The sequence below is a fragment of the Saccharopolyspora hordei genome, assembly GCF_013410345.1.
Classification (GTDB): Bacteria; Actinomycetota; Actinomycetes; order Mycobacteriales; family Pseudonocardiaceae; genus Saccharopolyspora; species Saccharopolyspora hordei.
The window spans coordinates 4164549-4180621 of the sequence record NZ_JACCFJ010000001.1 but is presented as its reverse complement, the minus strand read 5'-3'; the positions used below and the strand labels follow the sequence as shown (position 1 = coordinate 4180621).

Annotated in this window: 17 protein-coding genes; 9 read left to right on the top strand and 8 right to left on the bottom strand. The window is 72.5% G+C overall.

What is annotated here, in order from left to right:
- Nucleotides 1-36: 36 nt before the first annotated feature.
- A complete protein-coding gene (locus HNR68_RS19155) occupies nucleotides 37-501 on the bottom strand; it encodes a MarR family winged helix-turn-helix transcriptional regulator (protein ID WP_343050254.1) in 465 nt (154 codons plus the stop codon).
- Nucleotides 502-651: 150 nt separating this feature from the next.
- The gene (locus tag HNR68_RS19150) at nucleotides 652-1308 is read right to left on the bottom strand and encodes a 4'-phosphopantetheinyl transferase family protein (RefSeq protein WP_179723058.1); all 657 of its coding nucleotides are present in this window, start codon (nucleotides 1306-1308) and stop codon (nucleotides 652-654) included.
- Nucleotides 1309-1672: 364 nt separating this feature from the next.
- Here HNR68_RS19150 and HNR68_RS19145 point away from each other — a divergent pair, with 364 nt between their 5' ends.
- The 6 genes from HNR68_RS19145 to HNR68_RS19120 are packed head-to-tail and all read left to right on the top strand — an operon-like array spanning nucleotide 1673 to nucleotide 6831.
- Nucleotides 1673-2521 carry an ABC transporter permease gene (locus HNR68_RS19145; RefSeq protein ID WP_179723056.1) on the top strand — a complete coding sequence of 283 codons (849 nt, stop codon included), beginning with the start codon at nucleotides 1673-1675 and terminating at the stop codon, nucleotides 2519-2521.
- Nucleotides 2494-3225, top strand: coding sequence for an ABC transporter ATP-binding protein (locus tag HNR68_RS19140; protein WP_179723054.1), 732 nt, complete (start codon nucleotides 2494-2496; stop codon nucleotides 3223-3225). The genes HNR68_RS19145 and HNR68_RS19140 overlap by 28 nt, the downstream gene beginning before the upstream one ends.
- Nucleotides 3222-4322, top strand: coding sequence for an LLM class flavin-dependent oxidoreductase (locus HNR68_RS19135; RefSeq protein WP_179723052.1), 1101 nt, complete (start codon nucleotides 3222-3224; stop codon nucleotides 4320-4322). The genes HNR68_RS19140 and HNR68_RS19135 overlap by 4 nt, the downstream gene beginning before the upstream one ends.
- A 22-nt stretch (nucleotides 4323-4344) precedes the next feature.
- Entirely contained in the window at nucleotides 4345-5310 is a 966-nt protein-coding gene (locus tag HNR68_RS19130) for an ABC transporter substrate-binding protein (protein ID WP_179723050.1), read from the top strand.
- A 7-nt stretch (nucleotides 5311-5317) separates the two neighbouring features.
- Nucleotides 5318-6355: an Rrf2 family transcriptional regulator gene (locus HNR68_RS19125; RefSeq protein ID WP_179723048.1), complete on the top strand. Its 1038-nt coding sequence runs from the start codon at nucleotides 5318-5320 to the stop codon at nucleotides 6353-6355.
- Nucleotides 6352-6831 (top strand): cupin domain-containing protein, encoded by a 480-nt coding sequence (locus tag HNR68_RS19120; RefSeq protein WP_179723046.1) that lies wholly within the window; start codon nucleotides 6352-6354, stop codon nucleotides 6829-6831. Before HNR68_RS19125 ends, HNR68_RS19120 begins: the two co-directional genes overlap by 4 nt.
- Before the next feature lie 39 nt (nucleotides 6832-6870).
- Here the strand turns inward: HNR68_RS19120 and HNR68_RS19115 are convergent, their stop codons facing one another.
- The 4 genes from HNR68_RS19115 to HNR68_RS19100 are packed head-to-tail and all read right to left on the bottom strand — an operon-like array spanning nucleotide 6871 to nucleotide 11139.
- A complete protein-coding gene (locus HNR68_RS19115) occupies nucleotides 6871-7086 on the bottom strand; it encodes a biotin/lipoyl-binding carrier protein (RefSeq protein WP_179723044.1) in 216 nt (71 codons plus the stop codon).
- Nucleotides 7086-8417 carry an ATP-binding protein gene (locus tag HNR68_RS19110; protein ID WP_179723042.1) on the bottom strand — a complete coding sequence of 444 codons (1332 nt, stop codon included), beginning with the start codon at nucleotides 8415-8417 and terminating at the stop codon, nucleotides 7086-7088. Before HNR68_RS19110 ends, HNR68_RS19115 begins: the two co-directional genes overlap by 1 nt.
- Nucleotides 8414-9601, bottom strand: a complete 1188-nt coding sequence (locus HNR68_RS19105) for a CaiB/BaiF CoA transferase family protein (protein WP_179723040.1) — start codon at nucleotides 9599-9601, stop codon at nucleotides 8414-8416. Before HNR68_RS19105 ends, HNR68_RS19110 begins: the two co-directional genes overlap by 4 nt.
- A gap of 5 nt (nucleotides 9602-9606) precedes the next feature.
- Complete coding sequence (locus tag HNR68_RS19100) at nucleotides 9607-11139, bottom strand: carboxyl transferase domain-containing protein (protein WP_179723038.1); 1533 nt, start codon at nucleotides 11137-11139, stop codon at nucleotides 9607-9609.
- Nucleotides 11140-11400: 261 nt separating this feature from the next.
- Between HNR68_RS19100 and HNR68_RS19095 the strand changes: the two genes are divergently transcribed.
- Nucleotides 11401-12021, top strand: coding sequence for a TetR family transcriptional regulator (locus HNR68_RS19095; RefSeq protein ID WP_179723036.1), 621 nt, complete (start codon nucleotides 11401-11403; stop codon nucleotides 12019-12021).
- A 55-nt stretch (nucleotides 12022-12076) separates the two neighbouring features.
- On the opposite strand, the gene HNR68_RS19090 is transcribed toward HNR68_RS19095, so the two are convergent.
- Together HNR68_RS19090 and HNR68_RS19085 are read right to left on the bottom strand one after the other, a co-directional pair.
- Complete coding sequence (locus HNR68_RS19090) at nucleotides 12077-13255, bottom strand: phospholipase D-like domain-containing protein (protein ID WP_246330490.1); 1179 nt, start codon at nucleotides 13253-13255, stop codon at nucleotides 12077-12079.
- A gap of 45 nt (nucleotides 13256-13300) precedes the next feature.
- Entirely contained in the window at nucleotides 13301-14605 is a 1305-nt protein-coding gene (locus tag HNR68_RS19085) for an MFS transporter (protein ID WP_179723034.1), read from the bottom strand.
- A 156-nt stretch (nucleotides 14606-14761) separates the two neighbouring features.
- On the opposite strand from HNR68_RS19085, the gene HNR68_RS19080 reads away from it, so the two are divergent.
- Both HNR68_RS19080 and HNR68_RS19075 read left to right on the top strand, forming a co-directional pair.
- Entirely contained in the window at nucleotides 14762-15718 is a 957-nt protein-coding gene (locus HNR68_RS19080) for a DUF6772 family protein (RefSeq protein WP_179723033.1), read from the top strand.
- A 10-nt stretch (nucleotides 15719-15728) separates the two neighbouring features.
- Nucleotides 15729-16064, top strand: a complete 336-nt coding sequence (locus HNR68_RS19075) for a hypothetical protein (protein ID WP_179723031.1) — start codon at nucleotides 15729-15731, stop codon at nucleotides 16062-16064.
- Nucleotides 16065-16073 lie beyond the last annotated feature (9 nt).

The following is a 16073-nucleotide window of genomic DNA, read 5'->3' as shown; positions in this document are numbered from 1 at the left end:
GGGACCGGCCACCGTCGAGTCCACTGTGGATGCCGGTCAGCTGTTGGCTTCGCGGAGGGTGCGCATCGCCGCGGCCAGTGCGGCCGAGTCCGCCTCGCCCAGCGGTTCGAGGACGTGCTTGCGGAGGACCTCGGCGGCGGTCTTGCGGGAGCGCCGGGCGATGTCCAGGCCGTGGTCGGTGAGCACCGCGTAGGTGACGCGGCGGTCGGTCTCGCACGGCTCGCGGCGGATCAGCCCCGCCTTGGCCATCCGGTCGGCGACCTTGGTGAAGCCCCCGCTGCTCAGCGCGGCCTCGTGCGCGAGCTTGGTCATCGGCATCCGGTGCTCGGGGGAGCGCACCAGGCGCAGCAGGATGTCGAAGGAGGCGGGCGCGAGGTCGTACTCGTCGGCGACCGCTGCGACCAGCCTGGCCTGGGTGGCGTGGTAGCCCTCGATGACCAGACCCCACCAGGTGATGATCTCGTCGTCGTCGGTGTGGGGGTCGGGGCTGGTGGTGCTCACTGCTGCTCCTCGCGACGGGTGTTGCTCCGAGCAGTCTACCCCGAAAGCTTCGAGCGGAAGCATCTTTCCGTGAAGGGATGTTGATCTCAACCCGGCCGCTCGCATGGTATCGCTCGCCCTGCCGGAGCGCCCTGTGCGGCCGTCCGCGGCTCAGCGCGCGGGGAGGGCGATGGCGGTGACGATGAGGTCGCGGTCGACCAGCCAGCCGCCGGTGAACGACGTCAGCGGGTGGCCCGCCTGGTCCACGCCCTCCTTGCGGAGCTGGGCGGTGAAGGTGCCGTCCGGGGCGATCTCGATCCGCGCGTCCTCGAACCCCAGCCACTCGCGCGTGACCGGGAACCAGGTCTTGTAGACCGATTCCTTGCAGCAGAACAGGATCCGGTCCCAGTGGTGCTCCGTGCGGGTCGCGGACAGCTCGGCCAGGTGGGCGCGTTCGGCGGGCAACGACACCGCGTCGAGGACGCCGTCGGGAAGGGGTGCGTGCGGTTCCGCGTCGACCCCGAGCGACGCCACCTTCTCGGCGTGGGCGACCGCGGCGGCCCGGTAGCCCGCGCAGTGCGTGATGGTGCCGACGGTCCCCGCGGGCCACCGCGGCGCTCCGCGCTCCCCGGTCACCAGCGGGGTCGGGGCGACGCCCAGGCGGGCCAGGGCCTGGCGGGCGCACCAGCGGCCGGTCGTGAACTCCCGGCGGCGCTTGTCCACCGCGCGTGCGATGACCGCCTCCTCCTCCGGGAACAGCTCGACGCCGGGAGGGTCGGTGAAGGTCTCGACGCAGCTGACCTCGGCCGGCAGCAGCCGTTCGATCATGCGCGGTCACCTGCCCGCCCCGCCCGAGCGCCGCGGCAGGCGGCCCCGGGAACCCCGTGCGACATCGCGAATCCCAATCTGTGGAGTTGGTTTGCACGCCCGGTGCGTCCCGGCTACGGTCACCGGCATGATCCGGACGGTGTCCCTGACGACACGAGGTTACGTCGACCTCGTGCGCGTGTCCTCGGCCCTCTGTCGCCGGTAGCGGTCCCTCCTCTCTCACCACGCGCCTGGTCCACGCGCGTTCCCCCTCCACCCCGTGCCCCGTGCGCGTGCCTCCCCGCACGCGCCGACGGGTGCTGCCCACGTGGCCCACCTCGGCCGCGTCATGCCCTCATGCCCTCGTGTCCTGCGGAGAGTGCAGATGACCACGTCCACCGACGAACTCGCACCCGCGCGAGATCCGATCGCCGTCACGACCGTGCGCACCCGCACGGCCCGGCGCGAGAGCCGGGTCCCGCGCTGGGTCTTCAAGCTCGTCAGCCCGATCGCCCTGCTCGTCCTCTGGCAGGTGCTGAGCAGCACCGGTGTGCTCAGCGACGACACCCTCGCCGCGCCCGCGACGGTCGCCGAGACCGCGGTGGAGATGTGGGGCGAGGGCCGGCTGCAGGAGGCGATCGTCGCCTCGGTGCAGCGGGTCGCCGCCGGCCTGGCGATCGGCGTGCTCGCCGCCGTGGTGCTGGCGACGCTGTCCGGCCTGTTCCGGCGCGGTGAGGACCTCATCGACGCCCCGATGCAGATGCTGCGCACGGTACCGGTGATCGGCCTCATCCCGCTGCTGATCATCTGGTTCGGCATCGGCGAGCAGCCCAAGATCGTGCTGATCGCGCTGGCCGTGACCTTCCCGCTCTACATGAACGTCTACGGCGGCATCCGCAACGTCGACGCCTCGCTGGTGGAGGCCGCCAAGACCCTCGGCCTGGGCTGGTTCGCGCAGGTCCGGCACGTCATCCTGCCCGCCGCGATGCCCAACGCCCTGGTCGGGCTGCGCTACTCGCTCGGGTCGGCGTGGCTGGCCCTGGTGTTCGGCGAGACCATCAACGCCACCGCGGGCATCGGCTACGAGATGAACATGGCCCGCGAGTTCTTCCAGACCGACGTGATCGTGGTCTGCCTCGTGCTCTACGCACTGCTCGGCCTCGTCGCCGACTCCATCGTCCGACTGCTGGAAAGGATCGTGCTGGCATGGCGACCGGCGTTCACGGGAGCGTAGTGGGACCGGCCGCGGTGCGCGGCCTCAGCAAGAGCTTCGGCGACCGCACGGTGCTCGACGAGCTCGACCTGGAGATCGAGCCGGGCCAGTTCGTGGCGCTGCTCGGGCCCAGCGGCTGCGGCAAGAGCACGCTGCTGCGCATCCTGGCCGACCTCGACCAGGAGGTCAGCGGGGACGTGCAGGTCGCGCAACGGCGGGCGGTGGCGTTCCAGAGGCCGCGGCTGATGCCGTGGAAGCGCGTGTGGCGCAACGTGGTCCTCGGCCTGCCCGGCCGTCCCGACAAGGAGCGGGCGGTCGCGGCCCTGGAGGAGGTCGGGCTCGGCCACCGGGTCGACGTGTGGCCGAAGGTGCTCTCCGGTGGCGAAGCCCAGCGGGTGTCGCTGGCCCGCGCCCTGGTGCGCGAACCGGACCTGCTGCTGCTCGACGAACCGTTCTCCGCGCTCGACGCGCTCACCCGGATCAAGGCGCAGCGGTTGGTCGGTGAGCTGTGGCGGCGGCACGGCTGCGCGGTCCTGCTCGTCACGCACGACGTCGAGGAGGCCCTGCTGCTGGCCGACCGCGTGCTCGTGATGCGCGACGGGCGGATCGGCTACGACCAGGTGCTCGACCTGGACCGCCCGCGCGACGTGACGGACCCGGCCTTCGTGGCCCTGCGCGCGGAACTGCTGTCCTGGCTCGGTGTCGGGGAAGGGGAGGGGCGATGACGGTCGAGTTCATCGGGATGATCGGGGCGCAGCACGTCTCCGAGGTCCACGCCGCCGACGGGCCACCGGTCGACCCGGTGTTCCTGCGCGAGTTCGCCCAGGCGCACGAGTCGGCCGGGTTCGACCGCGTGCTCATCGGCTACGGCTCCAGCAGCCCGGAGGGCACGCAGCTGGCCGCCTACGCCGCCGCGCACACCGAACGGCTGGGCTTCCTGGTGGCGCACCGGCCGGGCTTCGTGGCGCCGACCCTGGCCGCCCGCACCTTCGCCACCGCCGACCAGCTCACCGGCGGCCGCATCGCGGTGCACATCATCACCGGAGGCAACGACGCCGACCAGCGGCGCGAGGGCGACTACCTGTCCAAGGAGGAGCGCTACGCGCGCACCGACGAGTACCTGGACGTCCTGCGCCGGGTGTGGACCGCGGAAGGGCCGGTGTCCCACGAGGGGACGCACTACCGGTTCGAGGACTACCACGCGACGGTGAAACCGGCGCAGCAGCCCCGGATCCCGCTGTACTTCGGCGGCTCCTCCGAGGCGGCCTACCGGGTGGGCGGCAAGCACGCCGACGTCTTCGCGCTGTGGGGCGAACCGCTGGCGCAGACCGCCGAGCAGATCGCCTCGGTCCGGGCTGCGGCCGAGGCGGCGGGCCGCACCGAGCCGCCGCGCATCAGCGTGTCCTTCCGGCCGATCCTCGGGGCCACCGAGGAGCAGGCCTGGGAGCGGGCGCACCGCATCCTGGACCGGATCGAGGCGGCCCGCGGTGGCCTCGCCTCGTTCACCGGCCCGAAGACGCTCAACCCCGGCCAGGAGGTGGCCAGCGTCGGGTCGCAGCGGCTGCTCGCCGCCGCGGCGGCCGGAGAGCTGCACGACCGTGCACTGTGGACACCGACGGCGGCCGCGACGAACGCGGCGGGCAACTCCACCGCGCTGGTGGGCACCCCGGAGACCGTCGCGGCGGCACTGCTCGACTACGTCGACATCGGCGTCACGACGCTGCTCATCCGCGGCTACGACCCGTACGACGACGCGGTGGACTACGGGCGCGAGCTGATCCCGCTGGTGCGCCAGGAACTCGCCAACCGCGCAGCGGCCTGACCCGGACTGGAGAGCGACAGGGATGCGGAAGACCAGAGCATGGCTCGCGGTGCTGGCCGCCGCGCTGCTCGCGGTGACCGGCTGCTCCGGGGGCGACGCCGAGGACTCGCTCTCGGACGTCACCCTCGTGCTCGGCGACCAGGCCGGTGGCCTGCGCGCCCGGGTGGAGGCCTCGGGAGCCTTCGACGACGCGCCCTACCGCATCAGGTGGGCCAACTTCCAAGGCGCCGCACCGCTCTTCGAAGCGATGCGGTCCGGGGACGTGGACACCGCGACCGCGGCCGACGCACCCACCGTGCAGGCCATCGCCGGCGGCGTGCCCGCCCGCCCGGCGCTGGCGACCGCCGCCTCGCCGAGCTCCACGGCGATCGTCGTGCCGCCGGGCTCGCCGGTCCGCACCCTGGCGGACCTGCGCGGCAAGCACCTCGTGGTGTCCACCGCGCCCGGAGCCGTCTCGCACCTGACCGCGCTCGGTGCGCTGGAGGAAGCCGGGCTCACACCGGAGGACGTGAACCTGACCTTCAGCCTGCCCACCGACGCGCAGGCGGGGTTCAGCGCCGGGCACGTCGACGCCTGGGCCACCTTCGACCCGTACCTGGCGATCGCCGAGCAGGCCGGGGCGCGGGTGATCCGCGACGGGCAGGGCATCAACGGTCGCAACGGGATCCTCTCGGTGTCGGCCACCTCGGCGGCCGATCCGCTCAAGCGCGAGGCGCTGGCCGACGCGCTGCGCCGGTTCGCGGTGGCGTGGCGGTGGAGCGACGAGCACCCCGCCGAGTACCAGCGCGTCTACGAGGACCTCACCTCGCTGGACCCGCCGGTGGCCGAGAAGGTGCTGACCCGCACCAAGCAGGAGACGCGGCCGCTGACCGACGACGTCGTCGCCGACCTGCAGGCCGTCGCGGACCGCTACCTCCAGGCGGGCGTGCTGCGCGAACCGGTCGACGTGGCCGCGGCGTGCGAGCGCGACCTGTACCGGGCGGGGTGAGGCGCCGATGACCACGAGGACGTGGACCCCGCAGGGGGCCAACCGCGGCACCCTCGCGGTGCTGCCGGGCCGGGGCGAGACACCGGCCCTCTACGAGCGGTTCGGCCGCCGGCTCGCGGCCGACGGCTACACCGTGGTGGTGCCGGAACCGGGCAGCGACCCCGGCGGGTGGTTCGAGCCGGGCGCGGCCCGGTTCCTGGTGGGCACCGACACCGGGGCGCTGCGGGCCTGGCAGCTCGCCCTGGAGATCGAGGTGGACGGGCTGGTGCTGGCGGGCACGCCGCTGGCCGGCGGCGAGCGGCCCGCCGACCGGGCCGCGGAGATCGGCGTGCGCACCTCCTGCCCGGTGCACCGGGAGCGGTTGGAGAACGACCCCGACTTCCAGTGGGGGCAGCTGACCGCCGCTCCGGCACCACCGGAGCGGCTGCCCGAGGTGCCGGTGCTGCTGCACGGCGACGCCGACAGCGTCGCGCCGGTCGCCCCGGTGGCCGCGCTCGCCGCCCGCCTCCCGCAGGGCTCGCTGGCGGTGTTCGAGGACGGGGTGCACGACGTGCTCAACGACCAGCACCACCGCAGCGCGGCCGCCCGGATCGTGCTGTTCTGCGAGGAGATCGGCAAGGGCGCGGTGGTGCTGCCGGAGGTGGCCAAGCCGCGCCGGTCCGCCCCGGTCCAGGTCTCGGCCCGGGTGGACTACTCGCTGCGCGCGCTGCGCGAGCTGGCCGGCGCCGAAGGACCGGTCACCTGCGCGGTCATCGCCCGCAACCAGCGGATCCCGCTGAACTCGCTGGTCAACCTGATGATCGCGCTGCGCCGGGCCGGGCTCGTCGCCAGCCAGCGCGGCTGCGACGGTGGCTACTGGCTGGCCCGTGCGGCGGGGGAGATCACGGTGGGCGAGGTTGTGCGCGCGGTGGACGGTGCGGTTGTCTCGGTGCACAACGGCTCACCCGACGCCGCCCTGTGGCGGGAACTGGACCGGCAGGTGGCCGACTTCCTCGGCCGGGTGCCGGTGGTCGGTGACCGTGGGACTGAGGAAGGACGCGGATGACCCAGCACGACGCATTCCACCCGGACCTGTCGACGTCGGTGCCCGAGGCGCAGCGAGCCGCGCTGCGCACCCGGCTGCACCACGTGCGGGCCGCTGACCTGGACAAGAACACCGCGCAGACCGAGGGCATGCGACGGCTCGCCGCGATCAGCGGCGACCTGGTCGGCTCGGAGCGGATCTGGATGGGCGAGACCCACGTGGCCCCGTCGACGGCCTCGGCGAACCACCACCACGGGGAGTCGGAGACGGCGATCCACGTGGTCAGCGGCCACCCGGAGTTCGTCTTCCACGACGGCACCGAGGAGGTCCGCATCAAGACCGAACCGGGCGACTACATCTTCGTCCCGCCCTACGTCCCGCACCGGGAGGAGAACCCGGACCCGAACGACCCGGCGGTGGTGGTGATCGCCCGCAGCACGCAGGAGGCGATCGTGGTCAACCTCCCGGAGCTCTACCCCCTCGACCCGGAGGGCTGACCCGTGGTGCGGCCGCCGCGTCACCTGGCACGGCGGCCGCTACTGCGGGTCCACTTCGGCGATCAGGTCGCCCTCGGAGACCGCGTCGCCCTCGGCCACCGCGATCCGGGTGACCACCCCGCTGGTCCCGCTGACCACCGGGATCTCCATCTTCATCGACTCCAGCACGGCCAGCTCGTCGTCGGGCCCGACGACCGCGCCTTCGGTGACCAGGACCTTCCACACGTTGGCCACCATCTCGGACCTGATCTCCATCAGCTCTCCTTCCCGCGCCGGGCGGTGATCCGCTCCACCACCCCGGTGTCGTAGTCGCCGGAGGTGAACTCCGGGGAGTCGAGCAGCTCCCGCAGGAACGGCAGGTTGCACTGCGGCCCGCGCACGACGAACTCCGCCGCGGCCCGGCGCGCGCGGGCGAGCGCCTCCGCGCGGTCGGCGCCGTGCGCGACGACCTTGGCCAGCAGCGGGTCGAAGTGCGGGCTCACCACCGTGCCCGCCGCGTACCCGGCGTCCACCCGGACGCCGGCCGGTTCGACCCACTCGGTGATCCGGCCCGGCCGGGGCAGGAACCGCTGCGGGTCCTCGGCGCAGACCCGCAGTTCGACCGCGTGCCCGCGCGGCGCCGGGACGTCGTCCGGGACCTCCTCGCCGGAGGCGATGCGCAGCTGGAGCTCGACCAGGTCGACGCCGTGCACCTGCTCGGTGATCGGGTGCTCGACCTGCAACCGGGCGTTGACCTCCAGGAAGTGGAACTCCCCGGTGGCCGGGTCGAGCAGGAACTCCACCGTCCCGGCGCCGCGGTAGCCGACGCTGCCGACGGCCCGCGCCGCCGCCGCGCACAGCCGCGCGCGCAACGCCGCGTCGACCGCGGGGGAGGGGCACTCCTCGACGACCTTCTGGTGGCGGCGCTGCACCGAGCAGTCCCGTTCGCCGAAGGTGCGCACCGTGCCGTCGGGCATCCCCACCACCTGCACCTCGACGTGCCGGGCGCGCGGCAGGTAGCGCTCCAGCAGGATCCGCGCGTCGCCGAAGGCGCCGCCGCGGGAGAGCGCGGTCCGCGCGGCGCGCCGCAGCGACCCCGCGTCGTGGGCGACGCCCATCCCGATGCCGCCACCGCCGGACACCGCCTTGACCACCAGCGGGGGACCGAGCCTCGCCCCGGCTTCCACGGCCTCGTCCACCGACGCCAGTCCGGAGGTGCCCGGCAGCACCGGCACCCCCGCGGCGGCCACGTGCTGCCGCGCCGCCACCTTGTCGGCCAGCAGCTCCATGGCCTCGGGTGGCGGGCCCACCCACACCAGTCCCGCGGCCGCGCAGCGCCGCGCGAACTCGGCGTCCTCGGAGCGGAAACCGCAACCCGGGTGCACCGCGGCGGCGCCGGTGCCGAGCGCGACCGCGAGGAGGGCGTCGATCGAGCCGAAGTCGCGCGGGGAGCCCAACGCGACCGCCACGTCCGCTTCGGCGACGTACGGCAGGTCGGCGTCCACGTCGGAGTGGACCGCGATGGTGCGCACCCCGAGTCGGCGGGCCGTGCGGATGATGCGCCGGGCGATCTCACCCCGGTTCGCCACCAGCAGGCTGGGGATCACGAGGCGCTCCCGGTGACGTGGCTGCGGTGCAGAGCTTCGATCCGCTCCGGCGAGTAGCCGAGCTGCCGCAGCACCTCGTCGGTGTGCTCGCCGAGCTGCGGCGGGCGCTGCGGTTCCCGCGCCGGTGTGCCGGTCAGCCGCAGCGCCGGGCCCGGCACCGTCGCGCTCCGGCCGTCGCGCAGCGGGAGCCGCACCGCGAGGCCCCGCTGTCGGACCTGCGGGTCCGACACCAGGTCGGCCACCGAGTGCACCGGTCCGCACACCACGCCGTCGGCCTGCAGCACGGCCACGATCTCGGCCTTGCTGCGCGCCCGGGTCCAGGGGAGGACGACGGCGTCGATCCGCTCACGCTCCCGCACCCGCCACCCCGGCTCGGTCCGCTCGTGCTCGGCCCACTCCGGGTGACCGAGCCGGGCGCTGAAGGACTCCCACATCCGCAGCGTGATCGGCGCGAGGTAGACCCAGCCGTCCGCGGTCGGGTAGAGGCCGGAGTAGTTCGTCGGCAGCGACGAGCCCCACCGGCGGGGCTGCCCGGCACCGGCCGCCGCGACCGAGACGTGGTGCGCCAGCAGCGGGAACACCGAGTCCAGCATGCCCACGTCGATGAGCTGTCCCCGCCCGGTGCGCTCCCGGGCGAGCAGCCCCAGCACCGCCGCCATCGCGGCCTGCATGCCCGTGATGCCGTCGGCGACGAACGGCCCGGCGATGGTCGGTGCGCCGTCCGGCTCGCCGGTCATGTCGGCCAGGCCGCTCATCGCCTGGATGATGCCGTCGTAGGCCACCCACGACGAGTACGGCCCGGTGTGCCCGAAACCGGTCACGTGCACCACCACGGTGCGCGGGTTGGTGCGGTGCACCTCCTCGAAGCCGAACCCGAGCCTGTCGGGCACGCCGTTGGCGTAGTTGGTGACCAGGACGTCGGCCCACCCGACGAGGTCGTGCAGCACCTCCTTGCCTGCCTCGGTGCGCAGGTCGAGCACGATGCTGCGCTTGGTCCGGTTGTTCGCCGCGAAGTAGAGGCTGTCGCCGTCGTGGACCGGGTGGGCCTGGCGGCCCATGTCACCGGTCGGCGGCTCGACCTTGACCACCTCGGCGCCGTGGTCGGCCAGGATCTGGCAGCACTGCGGTCCGGCGATGTAGTGCGCGATCTCCAGCACGCGCACCCCGCTCAGGGCACTGGTCATCGCGCTCACCCCCGGAAGTGCCAGCTGGTCGGGCCCGCGGCGCGCAGCGGCGCGGCGAGCTCGGCGAACTCGCACAGCAGCGGCCGGGTGTCGCGGGGGTCGATGATCTCCTCGATGCCGAACGCCTCGGCGGTGCGGAAGGGGGAGCGGAGCGCGTTCATCTTCGCCGTGATCTCCGCCAGCAGCGCCTCCCGGTCCTCGGCGGCGTCCAGGTCGGCCCGGTAGGCGGCCTCGATGCCGCCCTCGATGGGCAGCGAACCCCAGTCGGCGGACGGCCAGGCGTAGCGGTACTGCGCCCGCGCGGCGTTGGTGTGCGCGGCGCCCGCGACGCCGAACACCCGGCGCAGGACCACCGACGCCCACGGCACCTTCGCCTGGTAGACGGCGTTGAGCGCGCGCACGCCGAAGCGCATCGTGCCGGCCCGCTCGGCCTCCACACCGATCACGAACCCGGGCTGGTCCACCAGGTGCACCACCGGCAGGTGGAAGGTCTCGGCGAGGTCCACGAACCACTCGGTCTTGCGGCTGGAGTCGGCGGTCATGCCGCCGCCGTAGACCATCGGGTCGCCGGCCAGCACGGCCACCGGCCAACCGCCCAGCCGGGCCAGCCCGGTCACCGCGGACCGCCCGAACCCCCGGCCCAGTTCCAGGAACGACCCCTGGTCGACCACCGCCTCGATGATCGGGCGGATCCGGTAGGCGCGGCGGCGGTCGCGCGGGATCGCCTCGATGAGCCAGTCCTCGCGGCGGTCCGGCGGGTCGGAGGTCTCGACGTGCGGCGGGAGCTGGTGCACCGACTGCGGCAGGTAGGACAGGAAGCGGCGGGTGCGGGCGAAGGCCTCCGCTTCCGAGTCGACCACGTCGAACACCACGCCGTTGCGGCCGTGGACGTCGCTGCCGCCCAGCTCGTCCTTGGTGACCTCCTGGCCCAGCCGTGCCACGAGCGGCGGTCCGGCGGCGAAGACCTGCGAGGTGCCGCGCACCATCATCGAGTAGTGCGCGGCGGCCACCCGCGCGGCGCCGAGCCCGGCCACCGATCCCAGCGCGAGCGCCACCACCGGGACGGTGCCCAGGTTCGCCACCACCCACTCCCAGCCGGGGTTGGCCGGGACGTAGGTGCGCCCGATCTCCTCCAGCGAGCGGATCGAGCCACCGCCCCCGGTGCCGTCGACCAGCCGCACCAGCGGGACCCGCAGTTCGTGGGCCAGCTGCTCGGCCATGATCTGCTTCTCCCGGATCGAGGCGTCCGAGGCGCCACCGCGCACCGTGAAGTCGTCACCGCCGACCACCACCGGCCGGTCGTCCAGCCGACCGCGGCCGAACACGAAGTTGGCGGGCTGGAAGGTGCCGTCAGGCCGGAACTTCCCGGCGATCGCGCCGATCTCGTGGAAACTGCCCGGGTCCAGCAGTGCGTCGATGCGTTCCCGCACGGTGAGCTTGCCGTGGTCGTGCTGCCGCTCGACCTTCTCCGGTCCGCCCATGCGCCGCGCGAGCTCCTCGCGCCGCCGGAGTTCGTCGATTTCCGGTTTCCAGGACACTGTCCCTCCACTGTGGTCACATCGGGACGGGTGCGGAGCCGGCTCGTCGCGAGTCCCCGCGGTCGTGCGTGCGGTGGTCCCGGGAGCCGAGGTGGGGGTCGGAGGCCAGTGCGGCGGCGGTGATCGCGAGCCCGCGCACCGCCACCTGCGAGCGGGTGTGACGGCGGGCACTCTAAGCAGGATGTGAAACTGACGTCAACATCAGTTCCCGGGAATGCGCTAGGTTGGCGCACCTCTGCATCGAGTCACCAGGAGGACGCGGTGGCCGTGGAACGGCTGCAACCGGTAGCCAGCCCGAAGACGCCGAAGGGGCGTGGGTCGAAGGAGGCGCTGCTGCGTGCTGCGCGCACGGTCTTCGGCCGGTCCGGCTTCGCCGCCTCGCGGGTGGCCGACATCGCGGCCGAGGCGGGGATGTCCAGCGGCGCGTTCTACCGCTACTACGCGGACAAGCGCGAGGCGTTGGTCGAGCTGCTGACCGGGCTGTTGCAGGGCCTGTTCGAGCAGTCGCGGGCGAAGTGGAACCCGGCCGACGCGGTCGAGTCGGTGGTGATCACCACCGAGCGCTACTTCCGCTACTACGCCGACAACGCGGACCTGTTCCGCGTCCTGCACGAGACCGCCCAGACGGACCCGGAGATCGAGGCGATGCAGGCGGAGAGCCGTCGCGGCTTCCACGACCGGATCATCCGGATGGCCCGCCGGGGCATCGAGCGGGGCGTCCTCCGGCCCGACCTGGACCCGGAGCTCAGCGCGGCCTTCCTCGGCGGCATGACCGAGCACTACGCCTACACGCGCTTCGTCCTGCGCCGCTACCCGGACCGCGACATCACCGAGGTGAGCCGGGAGCTGACGGCGTTCTGGGCCCGCGGCGCGCTGGCCTGACCGCGGACCGGGCAGCCCCGGAGGTCCGTGCGGACGTCCGGAGCTGCCCGCGGGCTCAGCCGGCGGCGGTGAACATCCGCTCGAAGGCGGCGGAGTAGGCCGCCACCACGGCGGGCTGGTGCAGCGTGAGGGTGGCTTCGTCGTTGCGGCGCAGCGACGTGTCGTTCCAGTTCTGGCTGCCGGTGGTCACCCAGCCCTCGCCGCCGTGGTCGACCACGGCGAACTTCGAGTGGACCGTGCCGGGCAGGTCCGAGCCCTGGAGCACCCTCGCCTCGATGGCGGGGGTGGCGTCGAGCAGCGCCTCGCCCTCGGGCTCGATGCTGCCGTGGACGATCCGGACCGCGCACCCCTCGTCGGACAGCCGGACCAACTGCTCCAGGACCGCCAGCCGGGTGTCGTCGATCTCGGACATCCCCACCTCGACCCGGCTGTCCGACGTGCAGCTGACGTCCGCGAGCTGGTCGACGACGGGGTCGCCCTCGGCGACCGGGGAGAAGTACACGTCGACCGCGCCGCCGGGCATGTCGGTGTGGATGGTCCCCTCGGTGGCCGGAGTGCGCTCCTCCGCGGCGAGTTCGGTGAAGTACTGGTCGTAGGCGGCGTAGAGGTCCGGGTTGTCGCGCAGCACCACGGCGTTGTTCCAGTAGGTCGTCGAGTTGACGTCGGTGAGGTTCGCCGAGGACTGCATGACCACGCCCTGCTGCCCGCCGGTCTCGGAGAACAGCGCGATCTTGTTGTGGTTGCCCTTGGTGCCCAGGCAGGACGAGGTGTTGCCCTCCGGGGATTCGTTGCTGCACACGTGCAGCCAGGAGGACTGCGTCTCGTCGGTGCCGAGCTCCTCCTGGATGGCCTGCGCCGCCGGGGTGTCGGCCTGCCAGCCGTCGAGCACCACCTGCACCTCGACGCCGCGCTGGTGCGCTTCCCCGAGCACCTCGGCGAAGTCGGCTCCCGCGTCACCGCTCACCACGAAGTGCGCGATCTTGACCTGCGACCCCGCGGGCGCCTGCTTGATGAGCGAGCAGAGCCGGCTCATGATCGCGGCCGGGTCCCCGACCCCGGGTTCGTTGAAGACCGCGCCGGTCTCCACCGGTTCCTCGCCGGCGTTCGAGCACGCCCGCAACGGGTCGTCCACAGTGGCCGGCGCCTGCGGAGCGGCAGCCGTGGCCGCCGTCCAGGCGCCGCTGACGGCCGCCACGGCCAACGCGGTGGAAAGGCACAGCATCCTGATGCGCAACGGGTACTCCTTCGTGAGTGGCCGGGCGGCTCTCGCCCGGGACGGTCACCGAGAGCGGGAGCCGGTGGTCACCGCGGCACGCCGCGTGCGCAGGTGTTCCGGCTCCGAGACCAGCAGAGCGCCCGCTGTGGACAGCAGGCAGAGCGCCGCGCACACCACGACGATGCTCCAGTAGCCGGCGGTCCACTCGCTCAGCTGCGCCGCGACGAACGGCAGGCAGCCGCCGACCACCGCGCCGACGATCTCGCGGCTGAAGGTCACACCGGTGTAGCGGTGGCGCACGTCGAACAGCTCGGACAGCATCGTCGCCTGGGACGCCAGGGTGAGGTCGTTGCAGAGGGTGAACACGAGGACGAAGGCCGCCCACACCAGCACCGGGGTACCGGTGTCGAGCAGGACGAAGAACGGGTAGAACATCACCGCGGCGGCGATCGAGCCGGTCATCATCACCGGACGCCGCCCGAACCGGTCGCACAGCCACCCCGCGGTGGGCACGCTCACCAGCTTGACCAGGTTGGCGATGACGACCCCGGTCAGCCCGATCCACGCCGGGGCGCCGACGTTCTCGGCCAGGTAGGTCAGCGCGTACACCGACGGCACGTAGCTGATGACGTTCGGCGCGACGCTGATGAGCATGCCCGCGGCGATCCCGCGGCGGGAGGTCGCCAGCAGGTCGCGCAGCGGTGTCCGCGAGACGCCGTCGTCCTCCGTGGCCTCGTGGAACTCCGGGCTGTCCGAGACCTTCAGCCGGATGAGCACGCCGGCGGCCCCGACCAAGCAGCTGATCAGGAAGGGGATCCGCCAGCCGACGGAGAGGAACTGCTCCTCGGGCACCACCGCGGCGGTCAGTCCGAAGACGCCCGTGGCGATGAGCGCCCCGACCGCGTTGCCGAGCGTCGGCGCGCTGGCGTTGAGGCCGCGCGAACGGGGCTCGGCGTGCTCGGCCGACATGAGCATCGCCCCGGCGTACTCGCCGCCCGCGCCGATGCCCTGCAGCACGCGCAGGACGACGAGCAGCACGGGCGCGGCCACGCCGAGGGTCGCGTAGCCGGGCAGCAGGCCGATCAGCGTGGAGGAGATCGCCATCAGCACCAGCGTCAGGAACAGCATGGTCCGGCGGCCGAGGCGGTCGCCCATGATGCCGATGAGCACGCCGCCGACCGGGCGCGCGAGGAAGCCGACCGCGAAGGTCGCCAGCGAGGACAGCGTGGCGGCGAAACCGTCCCCCGCGGGGAAGAACACGGTCGGGAAGACGAGAGCGGCAGCCGTCCCGTAGAGGGAGAAGTCGTACCACTCCAGAGCGGTGCCGATCGTCGACGCGACCGTGGCTCGGCTGGTCCTGGGTGCCATCGGGAGACCTCACGTGGGAGAGCAAGAACGCCGTGAACGTTCATGGTGGTCGACGAGATTACGTCTGGACTTGCTGCGGAACAAGGGGCTAGCCTCGGTTTCGTCGACATGAACGTTCACGTTCCTGTCTTCGACTCGACACGAGATGGAGATCTGATGACCACCGCCCCGGTTCGGCGGGAGGGCGCTCAGCACCCGAGTCCCCCCGGGTACGACGTGGAGCTGTCCAAGTTCAACCCGCTGCCGCGCGTCCTCTGCCACGACACCTTCGACTCGCCCACGCACGGGTGGACCGAGCTGCTCGGCAACTACGACGGCACCGGTGACCTCGACACGGTCGACGACCACATGTGGGACTTCCGGCCGCCGCAGCTGTCGTCCTGCTCGTTCTTCGACGTGGGCACGCACGGCACCCTCAGCGGCGCCTACGCGCTCAAGCTCGCCACCCGTCCGCACAAGGGGCACACCGCGGTCGCCATCCGCCGGCTGACGATGGCCGGGCGGGGACTGGTGCAGATCGAGACCCACTTCGCGTTCAAGCCGGAGGCGAACGTGGGGCCGCCGCGGCAGTCGGGGCGGGCGGTGAGCTGGGACGGCAACAACCACCCGTCGGAAGCGGAGTTCGGCTGCTTCACCGTCGCCACCGACATCTGCTCCGACGGCGGGATCCGGTACCACAACGTCGCCCGGTACCAGAACACCAACATGGACAACGAGATGACGCGGCAGTGGATGTACCCCGTGGTGCCGGAGCCGACGCCGCGGGACCACTTCGAGGGCAAGTTCTCACTGCCCTACGCCAGCGACTTCACCGCGCCCAACCCCGAGGACTGGCGCACCTTCGGCGAGCCCACCGAGCTGTGCGTCAACGAAGTGCCCACCAAGATCAACTGGCACTACCTGCGCTGGCTGATCGACACCGACGCCCGGAAGAACGTCGAGCTGCAGGTCAACGACCAGGTCATGGACATGCGCGACGTCCCGGTCCCGGTGTACCCGGACCGGTACCGGACGCTGGACAACCTGCTCAACTTCTACTTCTCCGTGCGGACCCACGCCGACGTCCGGAACTTCCTGTTCCTGGACTCGGTCCTGATCTCGGTGGACTGGTGACATGCTCACGATGCGATCGACGACGACGGCTGTCCTGGAACGCAAGGCGAAGGTGCGCGAGTCGTTCACCACGGAGCCCTACGAACTGCCGTGGGCCGGCGAAGCGCGGTTCTTCGTGCACGCCCTGGAGGTCGGCGGGGACGGGACGGAGCTGCGCTTCACCACGCAGATCTCGCCGGACGGCCTGCACTGGTGCGACCTCGACGGCGTCGAGCACCGGGTGGACTCGGTCGGCGTCACCAGCTGGCTGGTCACCGGGTTCGGCCAGTGGCTGCGACTAAGCTGTCGGGTCGTCGGCCAGGAGCCGGCCGCGACGGTGCGGATCTACCTGGTCGGCAAGAGCTGATCAGCGAGG